Origin of the sequence: Pedosphaera parvula Ellin514 (genome assembly GCF_000172555.1) — a bacterium.
Taxonomy (GTDB): domain Bacteria; phylum Verrucomicrobiota; class Verrucomicrobiia; order Limisphaerales; family Pedosphaeraceae; genus Pedosphaera.
Window position 1 is genome coordinate 84,843 of the sequence record NZ_ABOX02000009.1, and the last position, 14,897, is coordinate 99,739.

The following is a 14,897-nucleotide window of genomic DNA, read 5'->3' on the forward strand; positions in this document are numbered from 1 at the left end:
GTGCCTCCATTCGTTTACACGGCCCGCGATCCAAGTCCCCGCGCCAGCAATCAATAAACCGGTGGAATGAGGCTGGTGCCCGTGTGGAATGGTGCCAGTCCGGAAGGACCCCGGAATTCTAGCCCCGTCGGTGACACTGTTTGGTCCATCGAGCCAATCCGCGGCCGCAGCCTGCGATCCAATCACTCGCCCTCCCGTGAGTTCAACACGAATATTTTGAACTGCACATAATCAATTGTTGAGTTCCCGCGTTTCCTTGCGCCATCCTCCATCCTCGCTCCAATCACTTCACAGCTACCTCCGCCAGGAGCGAACAGCCAACGGCCTCGGCGCAGCCTTCCACACCTCTCCCGTCCAAAACTCCACCATCCCTTTTTCATCAAGCCGCGCACCGACATCTACCGACCGCCGCTTCGTCGAAGCACGCCCGCGCCGATTAGATGGAATCGCACCTAAACTTGAAGGGCATCTCGTGTGCTGTCGTTTTTCACAATTGAGCTTTCTTCCTCGAAAGTGAGTAGAGAAGTAACAGGAGCGCGCTCCCTCCAATTCCAAATAACACCAAAAATGTCGCTCGTTTTTTATTGCTGCCGACTGGTTGAGCCTCCTCGTTACGAAGCCCCACATCTGACCTATACATTGCCATGATTTGCGGGTCATCCTTTGGTAACCAACTACTCCCTTTGTGTCGGTATTCGATCGAAAAAAGCGGGGGAGTGTCAAAGGAAAAACGTCTATCCTTCACCTGCGGAACCTTGCTTGGTGGAGGCAACCAAACATCGTCAGCAACGTTTGTAGTCCCGGCAGTTAGTATCGTCACAGTTGAACGATCAAAACGGTGATCGTTTCCGTCCTTCTCCTTGGCCGCCGAAAATCGTTCGTAGATGGTTTTTTCAGGAACTCCACCCGTTTGAAGCCCTTCTGCATGAAGCTTTGCCTGCACAAACCCGTTATCATATGGAGCTTGACGCTTGAAGAGAGCAAATTTGCCACCAGCTCCCTTTTGGCGAATATAACCGTCATTCATCAGTTCAAATGTTTTAAAAAACTTTTCACCGGGTAGCATTTCATATTTGAACTTAAACTTTGTGTTCCTGCTCTCGAAGCATTCCTCAATTCCAACACCATCTAATGCAGGCATTGAGCCATCCGGGAAAAACTTGAGCAAAGAAGGAGCGCAAAATGTCAGCCATAAAGGATGAGCCAGGAGAAGTTCTTCAGAAGGCATTACGCCAGATTCGATGATCGCTGTCGAATCATTGATCTCTGGAATTGACGTCGAATTGAGAAGCTTGGACGGAGGTGGACTCGTATTGCCAAATCGAGTTATAGAAACAGTTGTGCGACCATCGAACCCGGCCGAGTATCTATCGCCAGTCTTTACTGTCGCACTTTCGATATCAATTCGCCATTTCATACCATCGACCAGGACAGCCCAGTTCCAATCGGCGGAATCCCCACCCCCTGATTCAGTCTTTAAAACGCCTGAAAAAGACCGGACGCTTTCAGCTTGAACAACGGAAAGTGTGAACAAAACCAGAACGCCAACAACGATCAGTTGCTTTTTCATCGAAGATAAATTGTTAAGCCTGCAATCATTAACTTTTCAAAACAACAACCCGGCATGTTGCCAATAGGAACGGCAACAACAAAATTCCAATGGTCTTAAACCTGTTTTTGATTTTCATGGAAATAACGAAGCAAAAACCTCTTTATTGCCAGCCGTGCATCGAATCATATCGGAAAGTCATTTCGCCAGCATTGTAGCCCTTAAACCATTTTACATGGTTGTCCGTGAAAAGAATGTTTTGCCCCTTGAAATGACGTTGCCACGGAACCCACCGATTCCCATTCTCTGCCCCGCCGATACAATTGACCGCATAATCATCCTTATCCGCATCCTCGATTTCGGCGTCCACCCAGAGAGTGTCGCCGGATAAAACTTGCGCGCTCGGAAACCTGATTTTTTTGACGTCGACAGAGCCGGCCTTGGTAGTTTCGATATAAGCGGCGCGACTGCCATTGAAATAGCTGAAATGACTCTTGTTGTCTGCCGGACACCGATAGACATTGGTGCTTTTGGTGTAAGAAAGAATTTGCTGCATCCATCCTTGCTTTAGGGTGTTCGTATCGATTTGGTCCCAATAAATGGTGCCGCCTGATTCAGGGAAAAGCTCGTTTGAATCTTGCGAATAGAGGGTCATGCCCAAGCCGATTTGGTTTAGGTTGGCCAGGCACTGCGTTGCGTAAGCGCGCTGCTTGGCAGCGGCCAATGCAGGAAGCAGCAATGCGGCCAGGATGCCAATAATTGCAATTACGACCAGCAGTTCGATGAGCGTAAATGCGGTCAGGCCGTGGGTGACCCACCGGACTTTGCGTTCAGGTATTGGAGGATGTGACATCTCGCTTGTTCGGTGGATGTATGCAAGGAAGACGTGCAATGTGTCAAGAATCTACTTTGCGATGTGCATGGTCTATTGGCTCTGCCCCATTCGGGGAATGTTGGAACACAATATCTGAAGCGAGGTCGCTGGGTTGGGCGGTTGTGTGCATCCACGGCTCCATCTGGAACCAACTCTATCTTGACGCCCACATCGGCTCAGTCAAAAAGCTCAACCGACCTCCGCATTCGTCCGCAGCTCGTTGACCCGATAAAATCGCCATCGTCCAATTCTTCGAAGTGATGGCGCAGCTCTCGCATCTTCTTTCTCGGTTCGCAATGAGTTTTCTTCCCGTCGTATTCCAGAGGGATGCTATGACAATAGCCCGGCACTTCAGCGCCCGGGGAAACCATATAAAATTTTCTAATGCCCATCGCGAGGACGGTGTTTCAGTTTCTCTTATACCTTTCAGCCCTTCCGAATTCTCCTCGACAAATTCCTCACCTCCACACACATTCGAAGTCAATGAGCATCAACACACACTACAAAAAAGTTGTTGAAGATCGCCCCCCTCTATCCGACGCGGAATTTGTGTTGGGGCTCGATGTGCCACCAGAGCTATACCTTTTCATCGCCACAATACGCGAAGCACTGGCCGGAATCTGTTCCCTGCCAGCTTTTCTCATCTATCCGGAAGACACCCCGGAGTCGCTGCTCCAATTGGCTGACGATCAGGACGAGCCCAAAGTGGTTTTGACGTTTGAGGACATTCTTGATCTCCATGTTGAGATCAACATTAATCACTTTATGGGCTGGCGATTCTTCTGGCTTGGAAAGGCTGGCGGACAAAGCGTCGGCGAGTGGACCGTCTCCCTTGCCAAACGCCTCTACGGAGAATCGGCAGACGCTCACGCCTGCTAAAAGAGATGCTTCCATGCTGGAGGTAATCGCCTGCAAACTCACAGCCTATCTCAAAATGAAATCGCTGTGAGCATCGAACCATCAAGGAAAACCAGCGCGCTCCCTGACCCGCCGTTTCTCTGCTTTTTCCTCGTCCGCTTCACCGGCTTTCTATTTTTGATCTGGCCCACGAACTCAGAGGCTCACGCCTCGTAGCGCAGAAATCCTTTCTGCCGTATCGCCGATTTGTAATCGGCTTGCGCCAATCCCACCCGCGATCAAACCTTCGCCCTTCCGCGGAAATCTCCTCGACAAAATTCCTTTTTCCACACACAGTGCAAAAAAAGAGGTGGGCTGCAAACCCACAGCCTGTAACCGAATTAAGAATCATGAACATTAGCCAGACCAAGGGTGAATTCACTGAGCAAGTCTGCCATCAGAATTTCAAACCATTCTTTTCTATCATGCCTCAGAAAATACGGATCGCGTCTGACTTCAGACTTCTTCTGTCAGCTGTAGTCATTGCGGTCTCCATGCTTTTTGCGCAGGCGGCGAGCGGTCGCATATTTTTGGTTAGCAACACCGCAGACGGTACCGGTGTGAACACTTTGCGCGGTGCCATCCTGGCTGCCAATGCCAATGGTGGAAGCAATTTTATTCTTCTGATGTCCGGGACTTACCATTTAACCTTGGGCGGACCACGAGAGAACGCCGGATACACCGGGGATTTGGATGTTACCAGAGGCGACCTTACCATCATCGGATCGTCTGCTTCACGCGTCACAATTTCTGCGGTCGGTTTGGGTGATCGTGTGCTTCAGGTGCTGCCAAATGCCCGGTTAAAGCTGGAGAATATTATCGTTACTGGAGGCACTGCACCGCCAGCACGGAGTCTCTGGCTTTCAGGGGAAAATGGCGGAGGTATTCTTAATGCCGGTACGTTGATCCTCAAAGGATGTCTCATCACCAGAAATCAGAGTGGTCAGGGTGTTCAGGGGACAGGCGGGTACGGAGGAAGCAGTGGTGGTGACGGAGGTGGTATTTACAACAGCGGGACGCTGGTTATGGATAATTCTGAAATCAGCGATAATTCATGCGGGATCGGAACATCAGGCTCATTAGGAGCCAGCGGAGGTGGCATTGCCAACTCGGGATCGATGATGTTGAGCAGTTGCACAATCAACCACAACGTTGCAGGAAAAGGGGGACAAGCTAATGGTCAGTTTATTTTTGGTGCCAAGGGCGGAGATGGAGGTGGCGTTTATAATTTGGGAACTTCACGGCTAACACTTTGCGAGATCGATGGCAATATGACTGGGAGCGGAACCGATGGTGCGCAGTGGGGGGTGGGGAATGTCTACCCTGGCTTTCCAGGTGGTGGTGGCGGACCGGGCGGAAATGGTGCGGGGTTATACAATAGCGGCAATTTAATGCTGGTCGGTTGCTCTATCCGTGGCAACGCGTGTCAAAACGGCGGCACCGGAGGGCCGGGTTTCGGATTTACTGGCGCCGGTGGCTACGGCGGTTCTGGAGGCAGCGGTGGAGGTGTTTTCAACTCCAGCACGCTGATCGTGAATAACTGTAATATAACTGATAATACTTGTGGTTCCGGTGGAGCGGGCGGTTCCGGTGCCTATGGCGGCCAGGGAGGCGCGGGAGGAAGAGGCGGTGCCATTTTCACGAGTAGCGGTTCCACGATTATTCAGCCCAAGAACCAATTTCCCTTGAATTCAGACGGCGTCGCCGGCCCGGATGGTTCTGGTTTTAATTCAGCGGTCCAGCGCAACCGGTAATTTGCTTCATTGCTGTTGCTGTTATGAAACCAGTCTCCAAATACTTCTGCCTCCCACTATTCATTTTGCTCGTTGGTTGCAACACACCAAATCAGACTATCCATGACTCTAAACTAAAAGCCTGCGAATCGGTGTGTGTTGTTCGTGTGGATTGTCATCAGACCCCGGAACTGACATCCTTTGCACAACGTGCACAGGAGTTGGCCAACGATTTAGCTCCAAAGATAACAAAGCTCCTCGGAGAAAAGAAATTTCCTCACTTCAAAATCGTTTTTAAACAAAACACCGCCTGGGGAAGCGATGGTCTGGTCCCTGCATATGCCAGGGGACATACCATCTATCTCAGCGCTGATTGGCTTTCTAAATACCCGGATGATTTCGAAATGAATTTAGCTCACGAAATGACCCACGTTATTCAAGGCTATTCGGCTAAGGCTCCGAGCTGCTGGACGGAAGGAATAGCCACCTACGTCGGTTTCAAACTTGGATATACAAATACATTAAATTGTGCCGAGTGTTCGGCGTCTCTTCCCCATTATACCTCGGGATACAATTGCGCGGGAGCGTTGCTTTTATATATTGAGGCCGCCCACGGTTCAGCGCTCGTTCGCCAACTCCATACTAAATTGCAACAGGGCCTGTACTCCGACAGCTTTTTCGCCGAAGCCACGGGAAAGTCCCTGGAGCAGTTGTGGACCGATTTTAAACAAACACCTCCTTTTACCTCGGCTGCTGCTCATAGACTGGAATTAGAGGCGTGGCTCAAATCCCCCGGCAAGAAGTCAGTCGCGGAAACAATGGCTCGAATGGCGGAATTTCTGAGAACCCAGCCAGGCGGGGCTTTCACCGCTGATGCCCAGATGTTTCTGATCGATCTCGCAAATAAAGATTGTTTGCCGGGATTTGCAGGCACCGGCCCCGCCGGTCTGGCTTTTGAACGGGATGATTTGAATGCTCCAGTGGACTTCCCGATCTCACGCATCATCCATTTCCTGAAGAAGGACGACCGTTTCCGGTACCATTACACCGTTGTGAAGGAATCCCCACAGAGTGCATGGAAACTGAGTAAGTCTTGGCGCACAAACCCGGATGGCCGCATTTTAGCCATCGTACAGAAGTAAGCTGATACAAGATACTGCACCTGCACCATGACCTACAAACTTCACATCGAACGCACCTCCGGGGAAATTCCGCTGGAAGAGTGGAAGGCTGCTGTGGCAGCAACCAAAGGCGTTCGCCTGCATCCCGGACAATTTGGGACCTTGGTAGCCACCGGTGAGATCATCCGGATCAACTCACAGGACGGAGACGCCGAAGTCTATTGGCCAAAACAACGAAAATGGCACATCGTCTTCCGTTGGTTCCAAGGCGCTGCTTCTTTCACTCCTGTATGCCCGCCGGGCGATGTGTCCTATCCACCATGGAAAGCCGCTGTAGCCTTGGCTTCCTATTTGCAGGCTGTGATTAGATCAGATAGTGGAGAAATTTTTGAATTGAAGATCGGTGCACTCTTTGAACCGGAAATTCGCAAGAACCCAGCCTATGAGCAGTAAAGACATCTCTCTACAACGACAGCTTTCGGCGACCCTGCTAACGGGCGACCTTGCCACCTGCCAGCGCGCCGTCAGTGAAGAACTTAAAGCCCTGCCGCGTTCCCCATTTCACATCGTACTTGATCTCAACATCACCACAGATGCCGAGGCCTTTGCTGAGTTTTTCGACAATTTCTTTCGACAGGTGGCAAACCGCTTTCCAATCGGAGCCGCCTATACCGAGATGAATGGCTTCTGCATCAACACTGACCTTTGGTTTTGCAACCTGTTTGCCTACCAGCAATATGGCGGCCATGACGATTACGATTGGTTGGCCCGTTGGCAGGCGGAAGATCCTGGCGCAATTGCTATCGAAGGACTCGAGCCACTTCAAGAAGTTTATGGCAGCCCTGCGTTTCGTGATAAAAATTTTTATGATGCGTGCTCAGTTACTGATCTATTGGTGGTTATAAAATTTCAGGAGTTCGTCCACCGGGCTTCAGCCCATATGAAGGAACTGAAATTCCCCTTGCTGGTTACCGCGCACGATTACGATTTCATCCATGAGGTGAAACCCGGCCGCTGAACCCGAGTCTCCAAAAATAATTTGTCTCATTTCGTCATCGGCGTGGATATACATGATGAATGACGAACAGTGACATGGAGTTGGTGCAGGAGTACGCTACGCGACACTCCGAGCAAGCTTTTGAAACGCTCGTATCGCGGCACGTTACCCTTGTTTATTCGTCCGCCCTGCGGCAGGTCCGCGATCCCCATCTGGCTGAGGAAATCACCCAGGCCGTTTTTATCATTCTCTCCCAAAAGGCCGGCTCACTCAGCCCTAAAGCCATTCTCCCCGGCTGGCTCTATCGCACTACCCGGTTTACGGCCAGCAAGGCGTTGCAACAACAATCGCGCCGCCAAAACCGCGAGCAGGAGGCGTACATGCAATCCACCATTGAAGACACCGCAACCGAAGCCGCCTGGCAGGAATTGTCTCCCTTGCTTGACGAAACGATGGCTGGGTTGGGACAAACCGACCGCGATGCCTTGGTCCTGCGCTATTTGGAGAACAAAAGTTTACAGGAGGTGGGGATGGCTTTGGGCATGGAAGAACGAGCCGCACAGAAACGGGTGGCGCGGGGCTTGGAAAAGCTCCGCGCACTCTTTACCAAACGCGGCATAGTCCTTTCCTCAGCTCTGATTGCGGCAGCCATTTCCGCGAACTCCGCCTACGCCGTGCCGGTCGGCCTGGCAGCGACAATTTCTGCGACAACCGTCCAAGGTTCGGCCGCCGCAGCTTCAGTAACAACCTTCGTGAAAGGAACCCTCAAAATGATGAAATGGATGAAACTCAAAGTCGCCGTCGGCGTGGGCATAGTCGCCCTAGTGGCCATCGGTGCCACCACGGTGGCTATTTCCCAAAGCAGTTTGCATGACAAACCCACCGCGAGAGAGATCGCCAAAAAATCCAAGGCTGCCTACGCAGCCCTTGTCAGTTACAGCGATGACGGAATCGTTGTGACGGAAGGCGCTGGCTCAACCACAACCACGACGTTTAACACCCGACTGCTGCGCCCCAATCTATATAAGCTCGAATGGACTCAGACTGGCGGCTTTTTCAACATGACCGGAATTGTCTGGTCCGCTGGCAGCGGAGATTTTCTGCAAACCATAACGAAAGGGCAGCCACAGGATACCGAACCCAAGAAAATGCCAAACATGCAAACCGCACTGGCCTCAGCCAACGGTTATTCTGCCGCATCGACTGTACCTTCGGAATTTTGCAATCTCAAGTCTGGCGGCGTATTGGGCGTCCCTGGTTCAGATCTTGCCAAAACCACAATTGAGCCTGATGAGAAGGTGGGCGACGTTGATTGCTTTGTGATTTCGAGCGCAATGGAACCGATCAAAATTCCGTACGACAAGGGCACTACCGGGAACATCACGTGGAGACTTTGGATCGGCAAGCAGGACTACCTGATCCACAAAAGCCAGAGCATTACTGAAAACGCCTCTCTACCTCCTCTCAAAATCAGCGATGCAGCCGTCAAAAACGCGCTTGCAGAAAAGAATCAACCCGCTACCCCTGAGCTCATGGCAGCCCTAAGAGCTACAATGGAAAAAGACTACCAACAAGTTCGAAACAGTATAAAGTCCGGCAAAGTGGTTTTCACCCAAACACACGAGCACATCTCTGTGAACCAGAAATTCTCACCATCGGATTTCGCCCGATAACTTCAACTTTTCCAATCAGAATCGCCCGACGTTTTCCAAACGATTCATCCTTTGCTCGGCAGAGCAGGGGATAAAATCTATCAGACACCCTTCGCCGTTTTCAGGTGGATTGGAGTTTAATCAAACTTTCTCCCGTTGCGTTTGTTGGTTTCCTTAGTTCACTCAATCCCGATGCCAAACCGTCGCTCCCAAACTGGTTTTTCTCCGACAGACATACCGCCCAATCCGGCCAGTTTGCATGGACACTTTTGTATCACTCTGGAACGCCCTTCCAACTGGTCTGCCGATGCCACCGATTCATCACCAGCGTTATCAAACCTGCTGAACTGAGGCAAAAACTCCAACAAACGCTCATTTTCCCGGCAAAAATCACCAACTTTCCTTAAGAACGGCACGAAACTTGCCTTTACGCATGACGCTTTGCAGTCTCTATTGCGAACCCGACGGCCCACTCCGTGAATGGATGCCAGTTCCCAAATAGTCACCAAAGCTCAGCAATCTCAGAAGTCAACTATGATCAACGCCATCAAAATCGGGCTGAAATTATTAGCCGCTGCCTGCGCAGTCACATTTTCCGTTTCAGCCATTGCTCAGCCGAATCTGACCCCTTACCAACCATCCGGTTGGTCGGACAAAATTGTTGTTTCTACCGTTACAGGAACATCAACCGACAGTTCCCCGCTGACCACAGCCGATACGCTGTACGTCGATTGGGCGGTCGCCAATTTGGGCGCGGCGGCTGGCAGTTTCACCACCTCGCTCTACGTGGACGGAGTGCTGAAGCATGCATGGAGCTCGGCCTCGCTGGCTGGCAGCTCCTATACTTATTTCCAGGATTATTCCATTGGCGTCCTAACCGCCGGTTCGCACACGATCCAGATCGTGGCGGATAGCGCTGGAACCGTTGCCGAGAGTAACGAAAGCGACAACTCCTACACCAAGACGATTACGGTCGGCGCTTCAGCTCTGCCGAATCTGACCCCTTATCAGCCATCAGGATGGTCGGACAAAATTGTGGTTTCGACCGGCACCGGCACTTCAACTGACAGCTCTCCCCTCATCACGACCAACACGCTCTATGTCGATTGGGCCGTGATCAACAATGGCGGCTCTGCGGCTGGCAGTTTCTCAACCTCTCTCTATGTTGATGGTGTCCTAAAGAACACATGGCCTTCGTCCTCGCTAGGCGTTAGCACTTACACCTATGCTCAGGATTACTCCATCGGCGCCCTCACCGCTGGAAGCCATACCATCCAGATTACCACGGATACCGGCAGCACTGTCACCGAGAGCAGTGAAAGCGACAATTCCTACACTAAAACCATCACCGTTAGCGCGCCAGCTCTGCCAAATCTGTCTCCGCATCAACCTTCCGGCTGGGGAGACAAGCTGATTGTTTCGACCGTGACCGGCACCTCCACGGACACCGCCGCGATCACAAGTGCGGACAACCTTTACATCGATTGGTCGGTGATCAACAACGGCACCGTTGCTTCCGGTTCCTTCACCGTGGGATTATACGTGGATGGCGTGCTCAATCACTCCTGGTCTTCCAGCGGTTTAAATCCCAGCACCTACACTTACGTGCAGGACTATTCTCTCGGCGCTCTCAGCGCAGGCAGCCATACCATTCAAATCACCGCCGATACCGGTTCCACGGTTGTCGAAGTAAACGAGGGCGATAATTCCTACAGCAAAATAATCAACGTAACTGCCGCCAGTGCGCCCGCACCAACGCTCGGAACCCCGGCCAACGGCGCCACCGCGCAGTCGACAACTCCGGCTTTTACCTGGACTTCCGTGAGCAACGCCACTTCCTACCGCATTATCGTCGCGACCAGTGCGGCTGATTTGCCGACCGATCCCACCGCCAGTTCCGGTGGCCCGAGCGTTGTTCTAAACACCACTTCCGGCTCAACCTCCTACACTCCGGTCACACCTTTGAACCCTGGCACCACTTATTACTGGGAAGTCCACGGCCGCAATGGCAGTGACATTGGCATCTGGTCCAGCGTGAACAGTTTCACCACGGCTGTTCCTCCGAGCGGGCTGACCATCATACCAACTTTCGATAGCTCCATCACCAGTGATCCCCAGGCCGCCCAAATTGAGGCCACCATTAATTCAGCCATTGCCGTTTACCAAAGCAATTTCTCCGACCCCATCACCGTCGCGATTACTTTCAAGAAGATGACGAGCGGGCTCGGTCTCAGCAGCGGAGTTTATTACCAGACTTATTCCTACTCGACCTACCGGGCGGCTCTGGCTTCTCATGCCACCACGACCGACGATGCCACGGCGCTTGCGTACTTGCCGAATGTTGCCAACAATCCTGTGAACGGCAACTCAAGCGTGAACGTCAAGCTCGCCCTCGCTCGGGCGCTGGGTTTCACAGCCAATCCCCCGGCAGGACAACCTGACGGCACCGTCCAGTTGAACCTGGGAATTATGAACCTCTCCGCCGCCGCTAACGATCCAAGTAAATATTCGCTCTTTGGCACTGTCTCCCATGAAATCGACGAAGTCCTCGGTTTCAGCTCGGCCCTCAATGGGCTGTCTAATGGCGCCCCGGCTCCAACCGGCGCCATATTTCCTGAAGATCTCTTCCGCTATGATGCAAGCGGGTCACGAATTTTTTCGACGGATGCCAATGTCGCCAGCTACTTATCTTTCGATGGCACCACGCAGCTCGCCAGGTACAATCAGACCCAAGGCGGCGATTTCCAGGATTGGTATAGCTTTTATGGCGGTGTAACTCCCGAAGTGCAGGACGCATTTTCTCCCCCCGGTACATCTCCAGTCCTGGGCGTGGAACTCCGGGTGCTGGATGCGATCGGCTACAACCGCGTTCTGCCTCCAAGCACAATCGTTGCCTCAGCGGGCAGTGGTGGCACTATCAGTCCGACCGGCTCCTTCTCGAAAAACACCGGTACCAGTCAGCTGTTCACCGCCACTCCCAATGCCAATTATGTCGTGAACCAATGGCTCGTGGATGGCAGTGTTGTACAGACAGGCGGTACCACCTACACGTTGTCGTATATCCAGACCAACCATAATGTACAGGTGAGCTTTACTTTCGTGCCGCCAAAAACGGACCAGACCATCACCTTCGCCTCGCTGGCAAACAAGGCGTATGGCGACCCATCATTTACCATCAGCGCCACTGCCAGCTCGGGCTTGGCCGTCAGTTACAGCATCCTCTCCGGCCCCGCAACGATTTCCGGGAATACCGTGATGATCACCGGCGCGGGCACGGTCACTGTCCGGGCATCTCAAAGCGGCAATGGTAGCTACAATCCTGCACCGGACGTCGATCAGTCCTTCACCGTGGCAAAAGCGAATCAAACCATCACGTTCGCCGCATTGGGAAATAAAACCTACGGCGATGGCTCATTCGCAGTGAGCGGAACTGCCAACTCCGGTTTGGCTGTCAGTTACAGCATCCTCTCCGGTCCGGCAACGATTTCCGGAAATACCGTCACGATAACGGGTGCAGGTTCAGTCACCGTGCGAGCCACACAAGCTGGCAATGCAAACTACAATGGAGCGCCAAACGTGGATCAAACCTTCACCGTGGCGAAGGCAAATCAAACGATCACGTTTGCTGCCCTAGGCAATAAAATCTACGGTGATGCTTCATTTACGGTCGGTGCCACCGCCAGCTCGGGTTTATCCGTTGCCTTCAGTATCTTCTCTGGCCCTGCCACGATTTCTGGAAACACCATTACGATTACCGGTGCGGGCGCAGTCACTGTGCGCGCGTCGCAAGCCGGCAATACGAACTACAATGGAGCGCCAAACGTGGATCAAACCTTCACCGTGGCGAAGGCAAATCAAACGATCACGTTTGCTGCCCTAGGCAATAAAATCTACGGTGATGCTTCATTTACGGTCGGTGCCACCGCCAGCTCGGGTTTATCCGTTGCCTTCAGCATTTTCTCCGGCCCGGCCACGATTACCGGAAACACCATTACGATAACGGGTGCGGGCACAGTCACCGTCCGGGCTTCGCAAGGTGGCAATACGAACTACAATTCAGCCGTGGACGTGGATCAGTCCTTCACGGTTGCGAAGGCCAATCAAACAATCACGTTTGCCTCGCTGGCAAACAAGGCATATGGCGACCCATCATTTACCGTCAGCGCCACTGCCAGCTCCGGTTTGGCTGTCAGTTACAGCATCCTCTCCGGCCCCGCAACGATTTCCGGGAATAGCGCGACAATCACTGGTGTGGGCACGGTTACAGTGCGGACTTCCCAGGCCGGCAATGCGAACTTTAACCCGGCACCGGACATGGACCAGTCATTCACCGTGGCGAAGGCGAATCAAACGATCACGTTTGCTGCCTTGGGAAATAAAACCTACGGTGATGTGGCGTTCACAGTCGGCGGAACTGCCAGTTCCAGTTTGCCGGTTGGCTTTAGCATCCTCTCCGGCCCCGCAACGATTTCCGGGAATACCGTGACAATCACTGGCGTGGGCACGGTCATAGTACGGGCTTCTCAAAGCGGCAATGGTAGCTACAATCCCGCACCGGACGTCGATCAATCCTTCACCGTGGCAAAAGCGAATCAAACCATCACGTTCGCCGCATTGGGAAATAAAACCTACGGCGATGGCTCATTCGCAGTGAGCGCAACTGCCAACTCCGGTTTGGCTGTCAGTTTCAGCATCCTCTCCGGTCCGGCAACGATTTCCGGAAACACCATTACGATAACGGGTGCAGGCACAGTCACCGTCCGGGCGTCGCAAATTGGCAATACGAACTACAATTCAGCCGAGGACGTGGATCAATCCTTCACGGTTGCGAAGGCAAATCAAATGATCGCATTCAATCCCATCCCGAACAAATCAATCGGCGAGCCCGCCTTTGCTGTGAATGGAACGGCAAGCTCAGGATTGCCAGTGACGTTCAGTATCCTCTCCGGCCCGGCGACCATTTCCGCAGGCTTGGTCACGTTCACCGATACCGGCGTTGTCGTCGTGCGGGCTTCGCAAGGAGGCAGCGCCAACTACAACGCCGCCCCGAACGCTGATCAATCTTTCACCGTCTACCCGACGCCGACCCTCACTCTGGTTCAAACAGGCCAGAACATCGTCATATCGTGGCCGACGAACGTTAGCGGCTTCAATTTGGAAAGTACCGCGAATCTGCTTTCCGTTTCATCCTGGACTCCAGTTTTACCAGCGCCCGCGATTATTAATGGCCAATACGTCGTCACGAATCCAACTACTAACAGCGTAATGATTTACCGGCTTAAGAAATAATCCTCTGCGTCAACGAAGAGCCCGGTTGATTTAATGCTCCGGGTTTAACGAATCTGTATCCAGCTCCTGTTGTCCGGTCTCATCTTTCGGCAACAGGAGTTAAGTATTTATGGCTTCAATATCCAAAAGATTTATTGCGATATATGTTGCAACCCGGTGGATACAGAGTAGGGTAGCTTTGCTTTTAGGCAGCTAGTCGATTTCAAGTTCTGGTAGATCTTCAGTTGAGCGTTAGTTCAGTGATGATTTGAAACCCGATGTTCGGGAACAGTTTGGGAAAGGGCAGTGGGTCTAAATATTAAATCATCATGAGTACTAAATTATACGTCGGTAATCTTTCATTCAAAGCCACCGAAAACGACATCCAGGATTTGTTTTCTGCACACGGCCCCGTCAATGAAGTCAACTTGATCATGGACAAAATGACCGGCCGCGCTCGCGGTTTCGGGTTTGTCACCATGGCCACAGCCGAAGGCGCAGAAGCCGCCATCGCTGACCTCAACGGCAAGGAATGGCAAGGTCGCGCCCTCACCGTCAACGAAGCTCGTCCCCAGGAACAACGTTCCGGCGGCGGCAGCGGTGGATACGGTGGTGGTGAACGCCGCCAAAACCGTTACTAATTTATTAGTAACTGGTAAGTAGGAAAAATTTCCGAATTTAAACATCAAGGACTCTGGCAACAGGGTCCTTTTTTCTGTTAGCCAACTGCTTCTTCACCTCGTACGGTCAACCTTTTCGGATTCAAAATCCAAAAACCTCGCAGTCTCTACATTTGCCATCGATAG

General features: G+C 52.3%; 10 protein-coding genes. 8 read left to right on the forward strand and 2 right to left on the reverse strand.

The genetic code is table 11. From position 1 onward, the window contains the following. Window positions 1-487: 487 nt before the first annotated feature. Both CFLAV_RS09235 and CFLAV_RS32095 read right to left on the reverse strand, forming a co-directional pair. The gene (locus tag CFLAV_RS09235; RefSeq protein ID WP_007414434.1) at window positions 488-1,570 is read right to left on the reverse strand and encodes a hypothetical protein; all 1,083 of its coding nucleotides are present in this window, start codon (window positions 1,568-1,570) and stop codon (window positions 488-490) included. 142 nt (window positions 1,571-1,712) lie between these two features. Beyond that, window positions 1,713-2,402 carry a type II secretion system protein gene (locus CFLAV_RS32095; RefSeq protein WP_007414435.1) on the reverse strand — a complete coding sequence of 230 codons (690 nt, stop codon included), beginning with the start codon at window positions 2,400-2,402 and terminating at the stop codon, window positions 1,713-1,715. A gap of 504 nt (window positions 2,403-2,906) precedes the next feature. Between CFLAV_RS32095 and CFLAV_RS09250 the strand changes: the two genes are divergently transcribed. The 8 genes from CFLAV_RS09250 (at window position 2,907) to rbp (ending at window position 14,732) form a co-directional block, all read left to right on the forward strand. Then, entirely contained in the window at window positions 2,907-3,302 is a 396-nt protein-coding gene (locus CFLAV_RS09250) for a hypothetical protein (RefSeq protein ID WP_007414437.1), read from the forward strand. A gap of 368 nt (window positions 3,303-3,670) precedes the next feature. After that, the gene (locus tag CFLAV_RS36890) at window positions 3,671-5,074 is read left to right on the forward strand and encodes a hypothetical protein (RefSeq protein ID WP_007414438.1); all 1,404 of its coding nucleotides are present in this window, start codon (window positions 3,671-3,673) and stop codon (window positions 5,072-5,074) included. 23 nt (window positions 5,075-5,097) lie between these two features. Beyond that, the gene (locus CFLAV_RS09260; RefSeq protein WP_007414439.1) at window positions 5,098-6,195 is read left to right on the forward strand and encodes a basic secretory protein-like protein; all 1,098 of its coding nucleotides are present in this window, start codon (window positions 5,098-5,100) and stop codon (window positions 6,193-6,195) included. A gap of 27 nt (window positions 6,196-6,222) precedes the next feature. Continuing rightward, entirely contained in the window at window positions 6,223-6,627 is a 405-nt protein-coding gene (locus CFLAV_RS09265) for a hypothetical protein (RefSeq protein ID WP_007414440.1), read from the forward strand. Next, window positions 6,587-7,192: a hypothetical protein gene (locus CFLAV_RS09270; protein WP_150107338.1), complete on the forward strand. Its 606-nt coding sequence runs from the start codon at window positions 6,587-6,589 to the stop codon at window positions 7,190-7,192. Before CFLAV_RS09265 ends, CFLAV_RS09270 begins: the two co-directional genes overlap by 41 nt. 59 nt (window positions 7,193-7,251) lie before the next feature. Next, complete coding sequence (locus CFLAV_RS09275; RefSeq protein WP_007414442.1) at window positions 7,252-8,844, forward strand: RNA polymerase sigma factor; 1,593 nt, start codon at window positions 7,252-7,254, stop codon at window positions 8,842-8,844. Window positions 8,845-9,357: 513 nt separating this feature from the next. Then, on the forward strand, window positions 9,358-14,112 hold the full coding sequence (locus tag CFLAV_RS09285; RefSeq protein WP_007414443.1) for an NF038122 family metalloprotease: 4,755 nt from the start codon (window positions 9,358-9,360) through the stop codon (window positions 14,110-14,112). Between the two features lie 308 nt (window positions 14,113-14,420). Further along, window positions 14,421-14,732, forward strand: a complete 312-nt coding sequence (gene rbp, locus CFLAV_RS09290; protein WP_007414444.1) for an RNA-binding regulator — start codon at window positions 14,421-14,423, stop codon at window positions 14,730-14,732. Window positions 14,733-14,897: the final 165 nt, after the last annotated feature.